We start from the raw sequence: 15,467 nt of genomic DNA, 5'->3' as shown, positions 1-15,467 counted from the left end.
TCTATCTCCATGCCCCCAGGCGCTTTCGCAATCGTTCAAGTGCCGTACGGTGTAGTTGTGAAATTCGACCGCGACTTAAGTTCATCAATTGAGCAACCTGCGCAAACGGCAGGCCATGATCGTAGTGCTGACGTACCACGATGGCTTCCTGCTCGGGTAAATTTACCATTTCGCGGTGAAGGATCGCCTGAGCTTCGCGCCAGGCAAGACTGTCATAGGCGTTAGGGCGTGGGTCGGATCGATTCTCACCGTCAATCATCCCGGTACCTTCCAGCATCAGTCCGAGCGCAAGGCCAATCGCTAGATCCGACAGGGCGGCGATCGGATCTGCATCACCGATCATCAACGATCGCAACCGCCCTTGCTCGACGCGGTGCCGATAGGTCAATTGCGCATCAATCTCGCTCATTGTGGCGATGCCACTGGCAATGTTGCCGACAATCCGCCTGCGCGCATAAGCGCTGAACGGCACGCCCCGTAAAGGATCGAACCGATCAAGCGCCTGCAGCAGCCCTTCGCAAGCAAATTGATCAAAATCCCCGCGCTCCAACCGCGCGGTCATACGCTGACGAAACAATCGCTTCGCAATCGCACGCGCCAGCACAAAATAGCGATTGAACAACGTCTCCCGGCACCGCAGATCATCCTCGAACCGGAACCTCCGCCATAGCGAAGCCTCAGCGCGTATTGGATCGACGACCACCTCCAAACCAGACTGCGCGCGCGTGCTCAATGAAAGCTCCCGAGCACCCCTTGCAAGATCAGGCGCCACCCATCGATCAACACAAACATCAGCAATTTAATCGGGAGCGAAATGGTTGAAGGCGGCACCATCATCATACCCAACGACAAAAGGATCGCGGACACGACAAGATCGATCAACAAGAACGGCAGAAGAATTACAAAACCGATCGTAAAGGAAACGCGTAGTTCGTTAAGCATAAATGCAGGAGCAAGTTTCAAAATTTCAACCTGATCGGGGCGTTCCGGCGGCTTTGAGTGCGAAATTGCGTAGATCGCCTCAATATCCGCATCGCGCGTCTGAGCAAGCATGAACGTGCGAAGAGGTAATGCTCCCTTAGTCATCGCTTCCTGAACAGAAATTTTGTCGGCAAGCAAGGGCTGAATTGCGGTGGTATTTAACGTGCCAAGTGTCGGAGACATAACAAAGGCCGTTAGGAACAAGGCTAGGCTGACAAGGACGGGATTAGGCGGCGTTTCGGGCATCCCAAACGCGTGCCGTACCATTGACAGAACAACGATGATCCGCACGAAACTCGTCATGCAGATTAAGATCGATGGGATAACCGCCAGCAATGTTAGAATAAACGCCGTACGCATCACGTCCGACGACAAGCCAAGGCCGTGAGTCTGGGCCGCCAAGGCGGGGGTAGTCGTCAGCAGCGCGACCATTCCCGCCCCTCCCTTGAGACAGCTCACAACCTTCATAATGCGGAACCTTCGCAGATATCCCTCTCGCGAAGGATTTGCGTTCCACCTTGCTGCAGTACCAGCAGATATTCGCGACCGTCGTACCGGACGAGGCAAATATCGTTGTACGGGTTGAGCCGCTGCATTTCGACTATGTTAATCCTACGGGTACGCGGTCCCGTCCTGGCGAGTAATTGGGTAAGGTCGATTCGCCCGCCCCTTTGTCGAATCAATAAGGCCGCAAGCACTGCAACTATGATGCAAATAACGAACGCGACCACGATCCGCCCAAGTGATATATCAACATCACCGCCTCCCCCAAGGTGGCGTGGCATCCCCCACAATGCCGTCGGGGCACCCCCAACTACATGCGCGAAACCTAGACGAATGATCCCTCCGGGATTCATGAGGCGAATTCGGTCAACCGCACCGCGAAGTGGTTGCCCACCGCGACAAGCTCACCGCGGCCGACCTGCACCCCATTGAGACGCAGATCAACCATGCCATTGAGCGGAGCATCGAGCGTCACGACAGCACCTTTCGTCAAGCCGGTAAGCTCGCCTACAGTCATACGCGCGCTGCCCAAGAAGCCATCAAGCGCGACTTCAACCCCGTCGATGAGCGAAGGATTGATCGCCCGCTCGGCCGAAGCGGCAGCGATTGCAGGGTTGGTCTTGGTCTTGAGCTCGGTCACGTTTTATCCGCCAATGGTATCGAGGAGAGTGAGATCGACACGACCGTCCGTCTCGCCGATCGCGCACTGCGCGATCGGCGCACCACGGCCGTTAACAAGCAAGTCCAGCGGACTATCGATGGAATGATCGAACACCAGCACATCCCCAATGCCGAGTTCCGCAAACTCTGCGAGCGTCAACTTGCAGCGTCCAATCTGAGCCGTGACAGCAACACATTGCGCCGCCAGGCCTTGGGCAAGACTGGACAAGTGCGAGGCCGGCACAAAGGGCGGCAAGGCAGCCTTGGCCAACCCAACCAACGCATCATTGGCGACCAATATACGCACCAAGGGCAAGTGCGCTTCCACACCAAGCGCGCAGCTCATTGGGGCCTCGACCGCCGCCACCGCACCACGATCACCTTTAATCCAGCGGGCGCCAGCATCCAGTCGAAAGGTTTCAGCCATCCGGCGGCAAAGATCATCGATGCACGCTTGCGTTATACCCGCAAGCAAACGGTTATCGGCTGACGTGAGCGGTTCGCGCGGGACTTCGAGGTCCAACATTAAGCCTGCCAGTATCGCGTTGGCGGTCGATGGCACGCCGATCGCCACATCGCGGTCGAGCTGTAGCCATTCGATTTCGTCCGACAACGGCACCGCCCCTACCGCTTGCGTTTCGAGGGGCCGCACCACATGTCGGGCGAACCATTTTCTCGACCAAGCGCGGGAGATGTCCGCCAACGCCGCATCGATATCGAGTGCACGAATAGCAGCGTCAGGTAGCCACGCCCGCGCTATAGATTTCGAAGTCGCGCCACGCACCGGCACGTCAACCCTGGCCACGAATGCCGAACAACTGCTGAATCATATCGTTGCTAACACTGATAATCTGAGACGATGCTTGAAACCCTCGCTGAATGAGAATGAGGTCGCCGAACTCCTTTGAAAGATCGACATTCGACGCTTCCAGTCGACGTGAAACGATTTTCCCCACACGTGAATCTGCGCTGGTGAGAAGCGAGCGTTGTGCAGTTCCACTATCGGTAAACAAGCCGCCGCTGCGTTGTTTTAGCGCCTGCGGGTCACGGAAATCGGCAATCGCGACAGCCCCAATTTGCTTCTTCTGCGCGTTAGAATAGCCGATCTCGAGTTTGCCATCGGCATTGACTGTAACCGAGGTAATCGTGCCGAGTTTATATCCATCGACCGCCGACGCACGAAGCGTCGAAACGTCACCCGCCGAGAACGACGTCACGCCACTGACATCGAAATCAACCGTTAATCCGGAAATTGCGTCAGAAAAAGACAGCTTGGTTGTCGTTGGATCTACGCTGCCACCCACGAACTTTAGGGTTTGCGTTCCGATCGTCGCTGCTTTGTCGTCAGTAACAGTTACAATCCACTGCCCAGTAGCGGTGGTATCCTTGTCGAACTTCACTTTCCAGACATGTTCCCCGCCATTTTTATCGATTACCTTGATATCGCTCACGCCGAAACTTGTGGCGCTAGACGACAGGTTATCGGAAAATGTCACCTTTGTGGTGGCCTGCGGCGCGCTTGATCGCGAACCATCGACAGACAAGCTTACGGGATGCCCACTCGCATCAAGGGTTGCGAGCCGATATTCAGTCCCTGAAAGAACGATATATCCGTCCTTATCTACCTCGAAACTACCCGTACGCGTATAGGCGACCTCGTCGCCACGCATCAACATCATGAAGCCACTGCCATCGATCGCGAGATCCAAATCCCGGTCGGTCTGTCGGAGCTCTCCTTGCGCAAGGTTGATCTGGGTTTCACCGTTCTTAACACCGCGCCCCGCCTGCCCTTCACCGGCGGAATAAGACAGCCCCCCATTGCCTTGGGTACCAAACAGGTCGCTGAACGACACTGTCGAAGCCTTGAAGCCCTGTGAATTCAGGTTGGTGACATTGTTGCTGACCTGTTGCAGTCCGCGCGAATAAGCATTCAGGCCGCTTAACCCGACATAGATCGAACCGAACATTACTTTCCTTCCCGAATTTGGGTAATACTGGCAATGGCAACATTGCTGATCGTTTGCTTATCGGCAGTTTCGATCGTGACACGCGGGTCGCCATTGGCAAAAGCAATGGCTGTAACTTTACCGGTCACAACAGACGCTCCGGCCCCCACATCAACCTGCCGCCCAAGCAGACCTGCCGCTTGCAAACTACCCTGCGCAGAGACGAGCGTTTGTAGCCGGTCGTTCGTCGTTTGACCGATTTGGATTTGCGAGAATTGCGCAAGTTGAGAAACGAACTGGAAATTGTCCATTGGCTTCAGCGGATCTTGGTAGGTCAACTGAGTCAAAATGATTTTCAACAGTGCATCGAAACTTAGCCCGAAAGCAGAGGTTGCCGCAGTCTGCGTGTTCGTCGACGCACCTGCCCCTGAGGCGGACCCGCCGGCCCCGATGGTCGCGACCTGCATCTTAGCTTCCTTTTTCGAGAGTAGAGGGTCCGCCGGAACGGCCATATATGCGGATCGCGTGCGCGCTCAGCCCGTGGCGCGAAAGCAATGCAAGGATGCGGTCCCGGAGCTTCTCGCGGGTCTCGCTCTCTAGCGAGCCAATGTGGACGACAACGGCTTGGCCGTGATCGACCGCCTGCAATGAGACCTCGATGGCATTCTTTGCACCTGTCGTATCAAGCAAGCGCGCAACGCGTCCGACGCCCGTCGATCGCAACGGTCCCAGATCCGGTTCAGACTCTGTATTAACGGACAGCCCATAATCGCCGATCACAGTGCCCCCATTGGCAAACGATATCGAACCGAGCGAAGAACGAGTTCCTATATGAAGGGGTGATAAGTCTGTACGTGAAATCGCCGCATCTATCAAAGAAGGCGATTTATAAAGAACAGAGGCTGTTGGCGAGGATTCTGATGTAATCGGCACGCTGGAAGCCGCAACCTGAAACTCAACTCTGGCAACCACAACCGGATTCTTGACGGAGGTCTCCGTTGCAAAACCGACCGGTACAATAGAAGGGCTAGCTGCTCCCGTCACTGAACCATAAAAAAAACCATTTTCGTTGAATACATTAGCCTCTTGTGAAACCGTCGAATTCGACAATTGGGTTTCACCCTGATCGTCCAAAAACCCCGCTGCCCCGGTGCTGGACTTGACTAGACCACCTAGCAAGTCTGCAAAGTTTTGATTAATGGCTTGCTTGCCATCGGATACCGTCCCCACCCCCGCTACAGGGACTATCAAGGGTTCCGGCGATGAGCGACTGATCGGGATCACGAGTGGGTCCAACGATAAGTGATGCGGTCAGCCAAATCGGCCATACGCCGTTCCTCGCGCGCCCGCATCGCCAGGCGGCGGGCATCCCTGAACATCGCGTCCGCCAAATCGGCCCGCGCCACACCCATGCGCCATTCATCTTGCCTATACAAATGTCGGCTGGACGCCGTCTCATGGGCAATAGCAGCTTTCCGCATTTCCACTTCGCGCAACAGTATACATGCCGCCAAATCTCGCGCGCGTTCAGGGTCGAAATGGTTCGCAGTTAGGTGTTCCAGCCAGTTATGATGCGCCTCCACCAAAGTATTCTCGGCATCCCGATGTGCTTCGGAGGCAACGGCTTCAGCATTGCGTGCGACGCCCAAGGCCAGCTCAGCCGCCGCTTTGCGTACATGCTGAACTTGTACAAGCTTCGCAATCTGGACCGGTTGAAGGTTTCTAGACATCGCTTATTCCAAGCTCGACGATCCGGCAAAGCTGCTCGACCGTATCTTCAAACCGGATGTCGGCCTTGCGCGGCTGTCGCAGGAACGCGGTTATGGCGGTCCGCGCCGCTATGGCGCGATCGACGTTCACGTTTGTCCCGCTCTTGTAGACACCGCTTTCGATCATGACGCGCGCCTCTTCATAGGCGGAAAGCATCGCAACAGCGTTCCGTACCGCACCAGCGTGTCGCGTCGAGACGAGACGGTCCGCCTGACGGCTAATGCTGCGTGGAATATCGATCGCAGGAAAATGCCCCTGCTCAGCAAGCCCGCGTGATAGCACGATATGACCATCGAGAAGCGATTTCATCAGCTCTACAATGGGGTCGTCGACATCATCTGTCTCCGACAATATAGTCATAATTGTGGTAATGGCACCGCCGCCACGCACCGCTCCGCACCGCTCCACGATGCGCGGAAGCGCTACGAATACATTTGGCGTATAGGCGCGCACCGTTGGTGGCGCGCCCGCGGCCAGCCCGATTTCGCGTAATGCCATCGCCATGCGCGTCACCGAATCCACCAGCAGCACGACATGTTGACCAGTTGCGCGCCAATAGTCGGCCAAGCTAAGCGCATAATGAACCGAGCGCACGCGCAGCGCAGCACTTTCGTCCGACGTCGCAGCCACAAGCGTAAAGCGGTCCGCATCCGGCCGAGCCGACAGAAGCCGCCACATTGCCTCAACCTCTCGTCCCCGCTCGCCAACCAGACACAGAACGCATCTATCGGCCTGAGACTGGGTCGCAAGCTGCTCCATCAAGCTGGTCTTGCCAACGCCGCTTGCGGCGAACACTCCAACGCGCTGACCAACGCCCAGGGTCAGCAACCCATCGATCGCACGCACGCCCGTGTGCAACACGCGCGTTGGGTCGACGCGCTCCATCGGACGCGGCACCATCCCATCCAGGGGTTTCGTATCCGATGCTAAAATTGCCGGGCCGCCATCGATCGGACGACCAAGCGCGTCGACCGCACGTCCAGCAAACGCATCGCCTACCGCCACTTGCCGATGACGCGCACGTGAAACGACTTTAGCCTCAAGTCGGATGGGCGCATCCTGCTCCAACGGGATCAGTATGACGCGGCGATCATCGACGGCGGCAATCTCGGCCGGAACCCAGCGCTTGTCGATGCCGTTCTCCAATCGGCATTCGATATCGCACAGGTCCCCCAAGGCAGACGCGGGGCCCGTTGCCTCGACCAACCCAGCTGCTAGCCTCGTGACATGGCCATAAGGATTGGCGAAGGGGATCGCGTCCAAGCGCGCCAAAAAGGGATGCGGTGTCATGAGCGAGATTCACCGCCGATAAGCCCAGCGAGCGCCGCATCAAGTTCGCTTGCGAGTGTTTCGGTGCCAAGATCGATATGCCCAAGCTTCAAATCAACGCGACATGCACCGGTCGCGAGTGCGGGATCGGTCGCAATTGCGACCGCACTGCCATCCAACAAGGTCGCTAGCGCCTCGCGATTGAAATCGCCTTCGCTTACGACGATGGCGACCACGCTACTGGCCTGTAGTGTCGAAAGCTTCCTTTTGATCGCTCGTGACACCAGATCGCCAAAATCGCTGCTGTCGGCAAACAGCTTGGCAAGCGCTGTCCGCGCGAGCTGAACCGCCAGTACATCGATTTCACCTAGACGTCGCTCCCAGGCGGCCTGAGCGCTGAGAAGCGCGGCGTCAAGGCGGTCGATCCGTTGCTTCATGTCGTCGTCAGCAGCCGTGCGACCATCACATTTGCCCGATTCGTATGCTTTGGCACAGTCGCGTGCCGCGGTTTCGCGGAGCTCCATCACTTCGTCCCGCAGCACTGCTATCTCCCCATGCGCGAGATCGAGCGCCCGTTCTGTGGCGGAACGTACCACTGGAATCGGCGTGGGAGCGGGGCGCGAGGGGGCAAAAGCTCTAACGCTTTGCGCCACTTCTCGTGCCTTGATCAGACCGTTCACGGGCGCCCCATTGGAGCGGCAAGCTTCCCACGAAACGAGTCGAGCAACGACTTGCCCGGCCTGTTTTTCCCCGCCGCCGGCGTAGACTCGCCCCCCTCCAGCCCGCGCAGCAAGGCCTGGCGCGCCGAGGCCGTTATACCCGACGCGATAAGGTTGGGTGCGCGCTCAGCCCGGACCGAATCGATTCGAGCGGCGAGCCAAGGTGAAAATTCTGAGAGATCAGATTGTTGAAGTTCCCGCTGTGCCGGTACAGTCTCGGTCCACGTCGCGAGCAATCCGCGCTCTTCAGGCGACAGCGCGCCCAAGATAGCGCGTCGCGAATGGGCGGGCATCGCGGCAAGATCTTCAAGCAGCAGGGCAAACCCTTCACGCTCAGCCATTTGAAGCTCCGTTGGCGCGCAATTCGGCACGGATGCGATCGACAAAGACGGCACGTTCAGCAGCTGAAAGCGCAGGTCGTCGCGCGCGGAACAAAATAACGATCAAAAGGCCAAAGGTCACACATATACCGACCGTCCACCCAAGGGTTTCGAAGGTAACAATGGAAGCAGAAGTCATTGGTGTCGCAGGTGGCAAACCTCCCGACATAGGTTGTACGGATGGTTTTGCCGCTCGTTCTAGTACCGGGGCAGCAATGGGCCCGAGTTCAAAACTAATTGTATCGCCGCGAGCCTCATCCAACCCCACAGCGTTTGCAATGGCGGATCGCGCCAACCCTTGCTCCTCAACGCCGAGTGCGGTGAGCGTGAGAACGATGATACGCAGTTGGAAATCACGCGCACCCTCCGCATGGACGGGCAACGCTGGATTTTCATTGTTATCACCACGCATCAACACCAGTGTGCGAACGTCGAATTTCAATCCGGGTATTTGCGCCGCAATCGCAGCCTTGGCTCGGGCACTATAATAGGATTGGACGGCACTGCGCTCCTCCAACTCGGGGGTAGCAATTGACTGGGCAACCGGCGCCACACTGATAATCCGCCCATCGCCATCGAGCACGCTAACCTCATTCAACGGCAAATCGGGCACCGCAGACGCGATCAGTTGCTGGATACCTGCCACCCGGTCAGATGTCAGCACGTGCCCCAACTTGGCGACGACTTCCACCGCCGCCTTTGGCGTAGTGCGATCTCCACGATAGAGTGAATGTTCGGGAATTGCGAGATGGACGCGCGCGCTCTCAATTCCATCCATCGACATGATGGTGCGGGCGAGTTCGCCTTGCAGCGCCCGTTGATAATTGATCTTTTGCGCGAAATCGGTGAGCCCCATGTCCGACTTGTTAAATAACTCGAACCCAACCGCCCCTTTCATCGGTATGTCCGAACCTGCGATTACGAGCCGAACCGTGTCCGCCTGATCGGTTGGAACGAGGATCGTGGTGCCGTCATCCCGTAACCGATGCGAAATCCCCTTGGCATCGAGTTGCGCAACGATCGCAGAGGCATCCGTTACCTTTAGCCCCGTATAGAGCACGGTGTAATCGGTTCGCAGGAACAGATAGTAAGCGAGCACCAACGTCGCGCATATCGCCGCGAACACTGCGACGAAGATGCGACGCTGTCTTTGCGAAAAACGGGAAGGTACAACGTCAGTCAAGGGACACCGTTCAGAGCTGCATGTTCATAATTTCGCGGTAACCGTCGACCAGTTTACTGCGAACCTGCATCGCCAATTCTACCGCCATGCGAGCTTCCTCGAGCGCATAGGTCACCTGATGCAGCGGCACTGAATCATCAAGGGCAAAGCGCCGGACGAGATCATCCGCCTGGGCGAGTTTGGTTTCGACATGCCTAACACCAGCACTTAAAACGTCGGCAAACCCAGTGCTCTGTACCATAGGAGGCGACGCCGGCAGGCCGATACGGGTGATAATTGGGTCAGTGCCCGCCGCTCCCGGCGCAACGATCGGCGAAATTGCGCTCATCCCTGCCTCCCGAATTCAAGCGCACGCGCATACATTTGGTGGGCGATACTCATCGCAGTCAGATTTGCTTCATACGCGCGCGACGTACGGATTAGCAGGGTCATTTCACCCGCGTGATCAATGGCAGGATAGGTAACAAACCCTTTAGCGTCAGCTTGCGGGTCATTCGGATCATACACACGGCGGACACCCCCAGGTTGCACCTCAAGGCCCAAAACCTTCACACCGGTGGGTTTTCCCGAGGTACCCTTGCGGGCAACGACATCTGCAAAAGTTTCCGATGGCCCAGAGACGAGCCGTAACGCGCGATAAGGCGCGCCGGTAATAGTTTTGCTGGTGTCAATATTTGCAAGATTCTGTGCAATTACCTGCAGTCGCTGCCACTCGACGTCGAGACCGGAGCGGCTAATTTGCATGGCGTCCATCGTCACTGCCCTCCGCGCGCGGCGCTTCCCAAAATTTGCATTTCGCGACCAAGAACGTCGAGCAGCGCCGAATAGCGCATGGCGGTTTCGGACGCTGTTGCCAGTTCGAGATCTAACCGTGGTTCGCCGCCCAGCGCCGCAGCAGGCGCCGAAGTGATTGCAAGATCCAGGTCGCGCACGGCCGCGTCACCCTTAGCAGCAGCCGCTCTCAAGCTCTTTTCGAAATCGACCTGCATGGGCCGAAAATTCCGCCCGCTTGCAGCAGCAATATTCTGCGCGGTCGCCTGCTGCCGCAGCGTCAACCCGTCCAATGCCTTGCTGATAATGACAGATGAAATCGCCTCCACGTCAGCGCTCCTATTGTACCATGATTTCGGCATGCAACGCACCTGCGGCCTTGATGGCCTGCAGGATGCTGATTATGCGTCGCGTATTCACGTGAGCACGAAAAAGTCCCTGCACGAGGTCAGCAACCGTTGTGTTCGGAAAGCGTACTACGGTGTCACCAGCCGAGTCGTCGACGTCGAGTTTGGTGTTAGTAACGACAAGACTGCGTACGTCGCTAGCGAAGCCCGATACGAAATTGGGTTGCGAAGCCACGTTTTCCGCCTTGATGGTAACCTTGATGTCACCTTGCGAGATCGCCACGCTCGAGATCTGAACATTACCGCCCGCGACAATCGTCCCTGTGCGTTCGTTGACCACAACCCGTGGGGTACTGTCCGGATGCACCAAGAGCCCTTCAAGCTGTGCAAGGAACCCTGTTAGTTGGGCTGGGTCGCCTGCATAGCGTACCGTCACTTCGTCGGCACTTTTCGCAAGTGCCGAACCGACGCCAAAGCGCGCGTTGATGGCGTCCGAGATATTCCGCGCAGTACTGAAACTCGGGTCGCTCAGCAGGAACGAGACCTGTCCGTCCTTACGCAAGATGTGTGCATCGACAGCGGATTCAACGGTCGCGCCGCCCTGCAATAGGGCCGTCGTCGGATAATTGCGTTGTTGCTGGTTAAGCTGGCTCTCGAAATTATACCCGCCAGCCACAAGCGGCCCTTGTGCAAGCGCATAGGCGTGCTGGTCCGGGCCCAGTAAAGGTGTCATCAACAGTGTGCCCCCGGCCAGGCTCCGAGCATCCCCGACAGAGGACACCGTAACGTCGATTCTATCTCCGACATTGGCCGATGCAGGCAAAGTCGCGATTACCATAACCACAGCCACGTTGCGGCTGCTAATCTGATCTTCCGACACGGTCGTACCCAGTCGACTGAGCACGTTTTGGAGAGCTTGCCGCGTAACCCCGCTGCGCCGCGTGTCCCCCGAACCTGCAAGCCCCGTAACCAACCCATATCCGATCAAGGCATTTTCGCGCCATCCGTCGAACCTGCCAAGCCCGCGTAGTGCAACATCCTGCGCCGCGACCGGCGCTACATACCCGAGCGCGAGCGCGACCGCAGTCGCAACCATGATCGCCGACCGCGTCCTGAAGCGCGACATCAACCAAGCCCCAACGCACGGAAAACGCTGTTCAGAATGCCGGGTCTGGCGCTACGTGAAACGAACCCGCGACCGTTATAGTCGATCTGCGCGTCAGCCACCCGGCTCGACAGTATCCGGTTGTCACTGGTGATGTCGGCCGGCCGAACGCGTCCGCGTACGCCGATATCGCTGGTTTCACCATTAATGTGCATCCGCTGGCGCCCACCGATTTCCAAGTCGCCATTAGGAAGGACGGCCTGCACCATCACACTGATCTGCGTAACAAAGCGCTCGGTTTTTTGCACCGCGCCACCGCCTGTATAGCTACCGCCAAATTTCAGAGATCCATTTTCCTTGACCGATCCTGCAGAGCCCCCCCCGCTCAGCGCAGTGTTTTTCGACGAATCTGATTTGGAGGAATTGGTCGATTCTGCGGTCTGGTACACAACCACAGTCAGCATATCGCCGACCTGCGCTGCCTTGCGGTCCGCGCTCATTGCGGCCCAGTTGCTGGATTTGTAAAGATCATCGGCCCGAGCGTTTGCCACTCCAAACAGCAAGGCAGCAAAAGCAACCACCGGTACAAATTTTCCAATCACTTTGCCAACTCCGCCCGCCGCACCGAGAAGATTTGTCCATCACCATCACGGACAAACACGCGCCGCCCACGCGACCCTTGCATGGTCGTCACCGTACGAACGATTTGGACAGAGCCCACAGTCGAGCGGAGATGCATCTCTTCTTGGCTTTGCAGCCCGACTTCAGTCCGGACACTGAGCGATCCAAGATATGTACCTGCAGCCAAAGCGACCTGCGCGCGCGGCATGGAAATGTGCGGATCGAAGAAAACCGCCGCCGCCACATCATGGCGGCAGGAAACCCGCAACACCATCTTGGATTCGATCACCTCACCCACCGATACAGGTTGCGTAAGAGAACTACACAGGCCCGGCACGCGCACCCTGGGTTCGCGAAGTAAAAAGGTCACGCTTCCTTGCCGTGTACCGGCAATCACCAGTCCCGGAATTGCCCGTCGCGAAAGATTTGCGATCGCACTCCGCGTTAGTGCCACCTGATTGCGGCCGACCGGTATGGTAGCGATGATCCGCTTTCGAAGTGTTACGCTTTCTACGCGCATAACATCGCCCAACCGTATCGAGCGACTGGCCAAGCGTACCCGATCGTCACGAGTAAGCGCTCCGAACGCAGGCAGTGACAGCGTGACAACCAAGGCTGCTGCGATCGCGGGCACGTTAGCGACGCAGTCCGTTCGCAATTGCCATCAATTGATCGGCCGCCTGCACGATCTGCGCGTTAGCACCATAAGCCCGCTGGACAAGTATAAGTTGGACCATTTCAGTCGTCATCTCGACATTCGACCGTTCGATGCTGCCTTGCGCCAGAGTACCGACGCCATCTTCGCCCGGCTTGGCCTCCACAACCCGACTCGTATCACTGACACGATACAACCCACCGTCCAGTCGCGTCATACCCGATACGTCATCGACTCTAACCAGATCGATCTGGCCGATTTCGGTCAGTGCGGTGCCGTCACTGGTTTGCGCTCTAACGACTCCGTCCGTTCCGATCGCAATCGAACTTGCGTCGACGGGAACACTGATCGCAGCCTTGAGTGGAACACCCGCAAGAGTGCCAAGCAAGCCGTCTTCACCGATTTTCAGCGTTCCGCCGCGCCACAGCAGCGTCTGCCCGGATGGCCCCATCAGCTCAATAAATCCTTTGCCATCGATCGCAATATCCATCGCGCGACCGGTACTTTCGATCGGTCCTGCCTCATCGACCATAGGAGTTGCAGATACGGCTACACCTGCGCCGGCCATCGCAGCATCGACAAAATCCACACGCGGCACATCGGGGTCGTCACGATTCGCCAAAACCTCCGAAAAGCGGACCGCCGACCGCTTGAAGGCTGGCGTGTTTACATTGGCGATATTGCTGGCGATCACGTCGAGCGCACGCTGTTGCGACTGCAGCCCGATTGCGCCCACATAAAAGGCTCCGTTCATTGGCCACCCTGCCCAAAAGTAGTGATCGCGCGACCAAGCAAATCATCATAGGTTTGAACCAGGCGAGATCCGCTTTCCGCCTGTCGCAACGCCGACATCATCGTAACCATCTCATCCCCGATCAAGACATTCGACGCCTCCAACATGCCTTGACGTACCACCGGATTGACCACCTCTGTCGCGTGGCCCGCATCAATCTGGAAAGCCGATCCCTCCAAAGCGCGTAATGCCGCGGCGTGATCCGTTACATAAACGCCAATCCGTGCGACCGGCCGACCGTCATCAACAATGGTGCCGTCCTGCTCGATCGTAACCGCAGCACGATCCACGATGACGTCACTCCCGCCCGCCTGTTGGAGAATATAGCCTTGCGGGGTAACGAGCGTTCCATCGGCCGCGCGCGAAAATTGCCCCTGGCGAGAATAGAATGTGGTTTCACCGTCACGCAGTTGGAAGAAGCCATCACCGCTGATGGCTATGTCCAGTGGATTTCCAGTTACGCTCAGTTTACCGGGCGAAAAATCGGACCTCAAACCAATCGCCGGAAGCGAAACCGGCTCCCCGCTCTTTGCCGAGAGAAGATCGGAAAAACCGATTTGGCGCTTATACCCCGGCGTCGTAATATTCGCGACGTTTCGCGATGTAGACTCGAGCCTGCGCTCTGATGCGCGTAGAATCGCGCTTGCAGCTTCCACTAGTCCCGACATCAGGCCCCCCGGCAATGTACCCTATTATGGGACGGAGCCCCCCGCCCTAGTCAAGCGGTAAGTTTCTCAATCGATAAGATATAATGCTCGACTCCTGGAAAAAACGCTTCGCATCGGGAGTCCCGAACCCCCTTCGCAAAGATGTCGCTCTGCGATGCTGGACGAATCCGCACATCATATTCGATTTTTGATACAGGCATCTCCACGCCGCCTTCACCGATGGCCACGAACACCGATCAATCGCGTCGCCAATGCAACCGAGAGAAATGCCGCAACCCCGCGCATACGCCATCCAGCACCTTATTGTCGGCGGCGCGGGAAGCTGCGTCGGGATAATCGCATTCCCAGACGACATCGGCGAAATCGTCGCGCCCGCCATCCTCCAGCCCGCGCTTGATCTTCAAGACACGGCCCGGACGCAAGCCCAATTTCACGCGCACATCGCTGGCATGGAGCCGCCATCGATAGACTTCCTCGGCCTTGCCGGGCAGCGCGTAATAGAAATTCTGCACGACGATATGCTGAACCGGCTCCGCCGATGTCGCATCGCCGGCCTGCGCGACACATCCCAGGGCGAGCGTCAGGCAGAGGATATAACTGCGCGCGCGCGTGGCGATCATGCGGGGGATCCTTAAGCCGATATTTCCCATATGAAACTCGCTCGACCGAGTCTGCCGCCGGACGATACCGTGGTCCGCATAGTGGCGGAAGAACCCTGGCTTGCCGCCGGTTCGATGGACACCGGGATAAGGTGGTTCACCTATTGCAGGTCATCAATGCAGAGCAGGAAGTTCCCCCGCGCGTTCAAGCTTGAGGCGGTGCGATTGGTCCGCGAGCGTGGTACCCCGCTGGCTGCGGTCGGAGCCCCCCGCCCTGCGGGCAACACCCAAGGGATTGCCGCGCTCTCAGAGTCTGATCGGAAATTAAGTTGAGTGGTATCAGTTGGTTAGCTTGACGGCTAACCAAGGGGGCACCTCCATCTACCCGCTGGTGTGAGCGATTTTCGGCAGGCGTGGCGGGATTTGACGTACTGGGTGCCTCAGGGGCCCCGATATTGCCGTTTTCCTGCGGCTTTCCGGGTCATCGGACGCATCT

General features: G+C 57.6%; 21 protein-coding genes. All 21 read right to left on the bottom strand.

What is annotated here, in order from left to right; all coding sequences use genetic code 11:
* Position 1: 1 nt before the first annotated feature.
* Positions 2–733: a sigma-70 family RNA polymerase sigma factor gene (locus WC704_RS17280; protein WP_372892200.1), complete on the bottom strand. Its 732-nt coding sequence runs from the start codon at positions 731–733 to the stop codon at positions 2–4.
* Positions 730–1,413, bottom strand: coding sequence for a flagellar type III secretion system pore protein FliP (gene fliP, locus WC704_RS17275; protein WP_372892198.1), 684 nt, complete (start codon positions 1,411–1,413; stop codon positions 730–732). Before fliP ends, WC704_RS17280 begins: the two co-directional genes overlap by 4 nt.
* Positions 1,414–1,834: 421 nt before the next feature.
* On the bottom strand, positions 1,835–2,125 hold the full coding sequence (locus WC704_RS17270) for a FliM/FliN family flagellar motor switch protein (protein WP_372892196.1): 291 nt from the start codon (positions 2,123–2,125) through the stop codon (positions 1,835–1,837).
* 3 nt (positions 2,126–2,128) lie between these two features.
* Positions 2,129–2,758 (bottom strand): FliM/FliN family flagellar motor switch protein, encoded by a 630-nt coding sequence (locus WC704_RS17265; RefSeq protein WP_372892194.1) that lies wholly within the window; start codon positions 2,756–2,758, stop codon positions 2,129–2,131.
* Between the two features lie 178 nt (positions 2,759–2,936).
* On the bottom strand, positions 2,937–4,112 hold the full coding sequence (gene flgF, locus WC704_RS17260; RefSeq protein ID WP_372892192.1) for a flagellar basal-body rod protein FlgF: 1,176 nt from the start codon (positions 4,110–4,112) through the stop codon (positions 2,937–2,939).
* Positions 4,112–4,558: a flagellar hook assembly protein FlgD gene (locus WC704_RS17255; protein WP_372892190.1), complete on the bottom strand. Its 447-nt coding sequence runs from the start codon at positions 4,556–4,558 to the stop codon at positions 4,112–4,114. The genes flgF and WC704_RS17255 overlap by 1 nt, the downstream gene beginning before the upstream one ends.
* A 1-nt stretch (position 4,559) precedes the next feature.
* Positions 4,560–5,375 (bottom strand): hypothetical protein, encoded by an 816-nt coding sequence (locus WC704_RS17250; protein WP_372892188.1) that lies wholly within the window; start codon positions 5,373–5,375, stop codon positions 4,560–4,562.
* Positions 5,372–5,821, bottom strand: coding sequence for a hypothetical protein (locus tag WC704_RS17245; RefSeq protein WP_372892186.1), 450 nt, complete (start codon positions 5,819–5,821; stop codon positions 5,372–5,374). The genes WC704_RS17250 and WC704_RS17245 overlap by 4 nt, the downstream gene beginning before the upstream one ends.
* A complete protein-coding gene (locus WC704_RS17240; protein ID WP_372892184.1) occupies positions 5,814–7,151 on the bottom strand; it encodes a FliI/YscN family ATPase in 1,338 nt (445 codons plus the stop codon). Before WC704_RS17240 ends, WC704_RS17245 begins: the two co-directional genes overlap by 8 nt.
* On the bottom strand, positions 7,148–7,810 hold the full coding sequence (locus WC704_RS17235; RefSeq protein ID WP_372892182.1) for a hypothetical protein: 663 nt from the start codon (positions 7,808–7,810) through the stop codon (positions 7,148–7,150). The genes WC704_RS17240 and WC704_RS17235 overlap by 4 nt, the downstream gene beginning before the upstream one ends.
* The gene (locus tag WC704_RS17230) at positions 7,807–8,190 is read right to left on the bottom strand and encodes a hypothetical protein (RefSeq protein ID WP_372892180.1); all 384 of its coding nucleotides are present in this window, start codon (positions 8,188–8,190) and stop codon (positions 7,807–7,809) included. Before WC704_RS17230 ends, WC704_RS17235 begins: the two co-directional genes overlap by 4 nt.
* Positions 8,183–9,412 (bottom strand): flagellar basal-body MS-ring/collar protein FliF, encoded by a 1,230-nt coding sequence (gene fliF / locus WC704_RS17225; protein ID WP_372892178.1) that lies wholly within the window; start codon positions 9,410–9,412, stop codon positions 8,183–8,185. The genes WC704_RS17230 and fliF overlap by 8 nt, the downstream gene beginning before the upstream one ends.
* 10 nt (positions 9,413–9,422) lie before the next feature.
* Positions 9,423–9,740 carry a flagellar hook-basal body complex protein FliE gene (gene fliE, locus WC704_RS17220; RefSeq protein WP_372892176.1) on the bottom strand — a complete coding sequence of 106 codons (318 nt, stop codon included), beginning with the start codon at positions 9,738–9,740 and terminating at the stop codon, positions 9,423–9,425.
* Positions 9,737–10,165 (bottom strand): flagellar basal body rod protein FlgC, encoded by a 429-nt coding sequence (gene flgC, locus WC704_RS17215; RefSeq protein WP_372892174.1) that lies wholly within the window; start codon positions 10,163–10,165, stop codon positions 9,737–9,739. The genes fliE and flgC overlap by 4 nt, the downstream gene beginning before the upstream one ends.
* A 2-nt stretch (positions 10,166–10,167) precedes the next feature.
* Positions 10,168–10,512: a flagellar basal body rod protein FlgB gene (locus WC704_RS17210; protein WP_372892171.1), complete on the bottom strand. Its 345-nt coding sequence runs from the start codon at positions 10,510–10,512 to the stop codon at positions 10,168–10,170.
* 10 nt (positions 10,513–10,522) lie between these two features.
* Positions 10,523–11,656 carry a flagellar basal body P-ring protein FlgI gene (gene flgI, locus WC704_RS17205; RefSeq protein WP_372892169.1) on the bottom strand — a complete coding sequence of 378 codons (1,134 nt, stop codon included), beginning with the start codon at positions 11,654–11,656 and terminating at the stop codon, positions 10,523–10,525.
* Positions 11,656–12,237: a flagellar basal body L-ring protein FlgH gene (locus WC704_RS17200; RefSeq protein ID WP_372892167.1), complete on the bottom strand. Its 582-nt coding sequence runs from the start codon at positions 12,235–12,237 to the stop codon at positions 11,656–11,658. The genes flgI and WC704_RS17200 overlap by 1 nt, the downstream gene beginning before the upstream one ends.
* A complete protein-coding gene (locus tag WC704_RS17195) occupies positions 12,234–12,776 on the bottom strand; it encodes a hypothetical protein (protein WP_372892165.1) in 543 nt (180 codons plus the stop codon). Before WC704_RS17195 ends, WC704_RS17200 begins: the two co-directional genes overlap by 4 nt.
* Positions 12,777–12,891: 115 nt before the next feature.
* On the bottom strand, positions 12,892–13,665 hold the full coding sequence (locus WC704_RS17190; protein ID WP_372892163.1) for a flagellar hook-basal body protein: 774 nt from the start codon (positions 13,663–13,665) through the stop codon (positions 12,892–12,894).
* Positions 13,662–14,372: a flagellar hook-basal body protein gene (locus WC704_RS17185; protein WP_372892161.1), complete on the bottom strand. Its 711-nt coding sequence runs from the start codon at positions 14,370–14,372 to the stop codon at positions 13,662–13,664. The genes WC704_RS17190 and WC704_RS17185 overlap by 4 nt, the downstream gene beginning before the upstream one ends.
* A gap of 236 nt (positions 14,373–14,608) precedes the next feature.
* Positions 14,609–14,992 (bottom strand): hypothetical protein, encoded by a 384-nt coding sequence (locus WC704_RS17180; protein WP_372892159.1) that lies wholly within the window; start codon positions 14,990–14,992, stop codon positions 14,609–14,611.
* Positions 14,993–15,467 lie beyond the last annotated feature (475 nt).

This window comes from Sphingomonas sp., assembly GCF_041661885.1.
In the GTDB taxonomy this organism is placed as follows: Bacteria; Pseudomonadota; Alphaproteobacteria; order Sphingomonadales; family Sphingomonadaceae; genus Sphingomonas.
The sequence above is the reverse complement of the archived record's forward strand: the minus strand, read 5'-3'. Positions and strand labels throughout refer to the sequence as shown.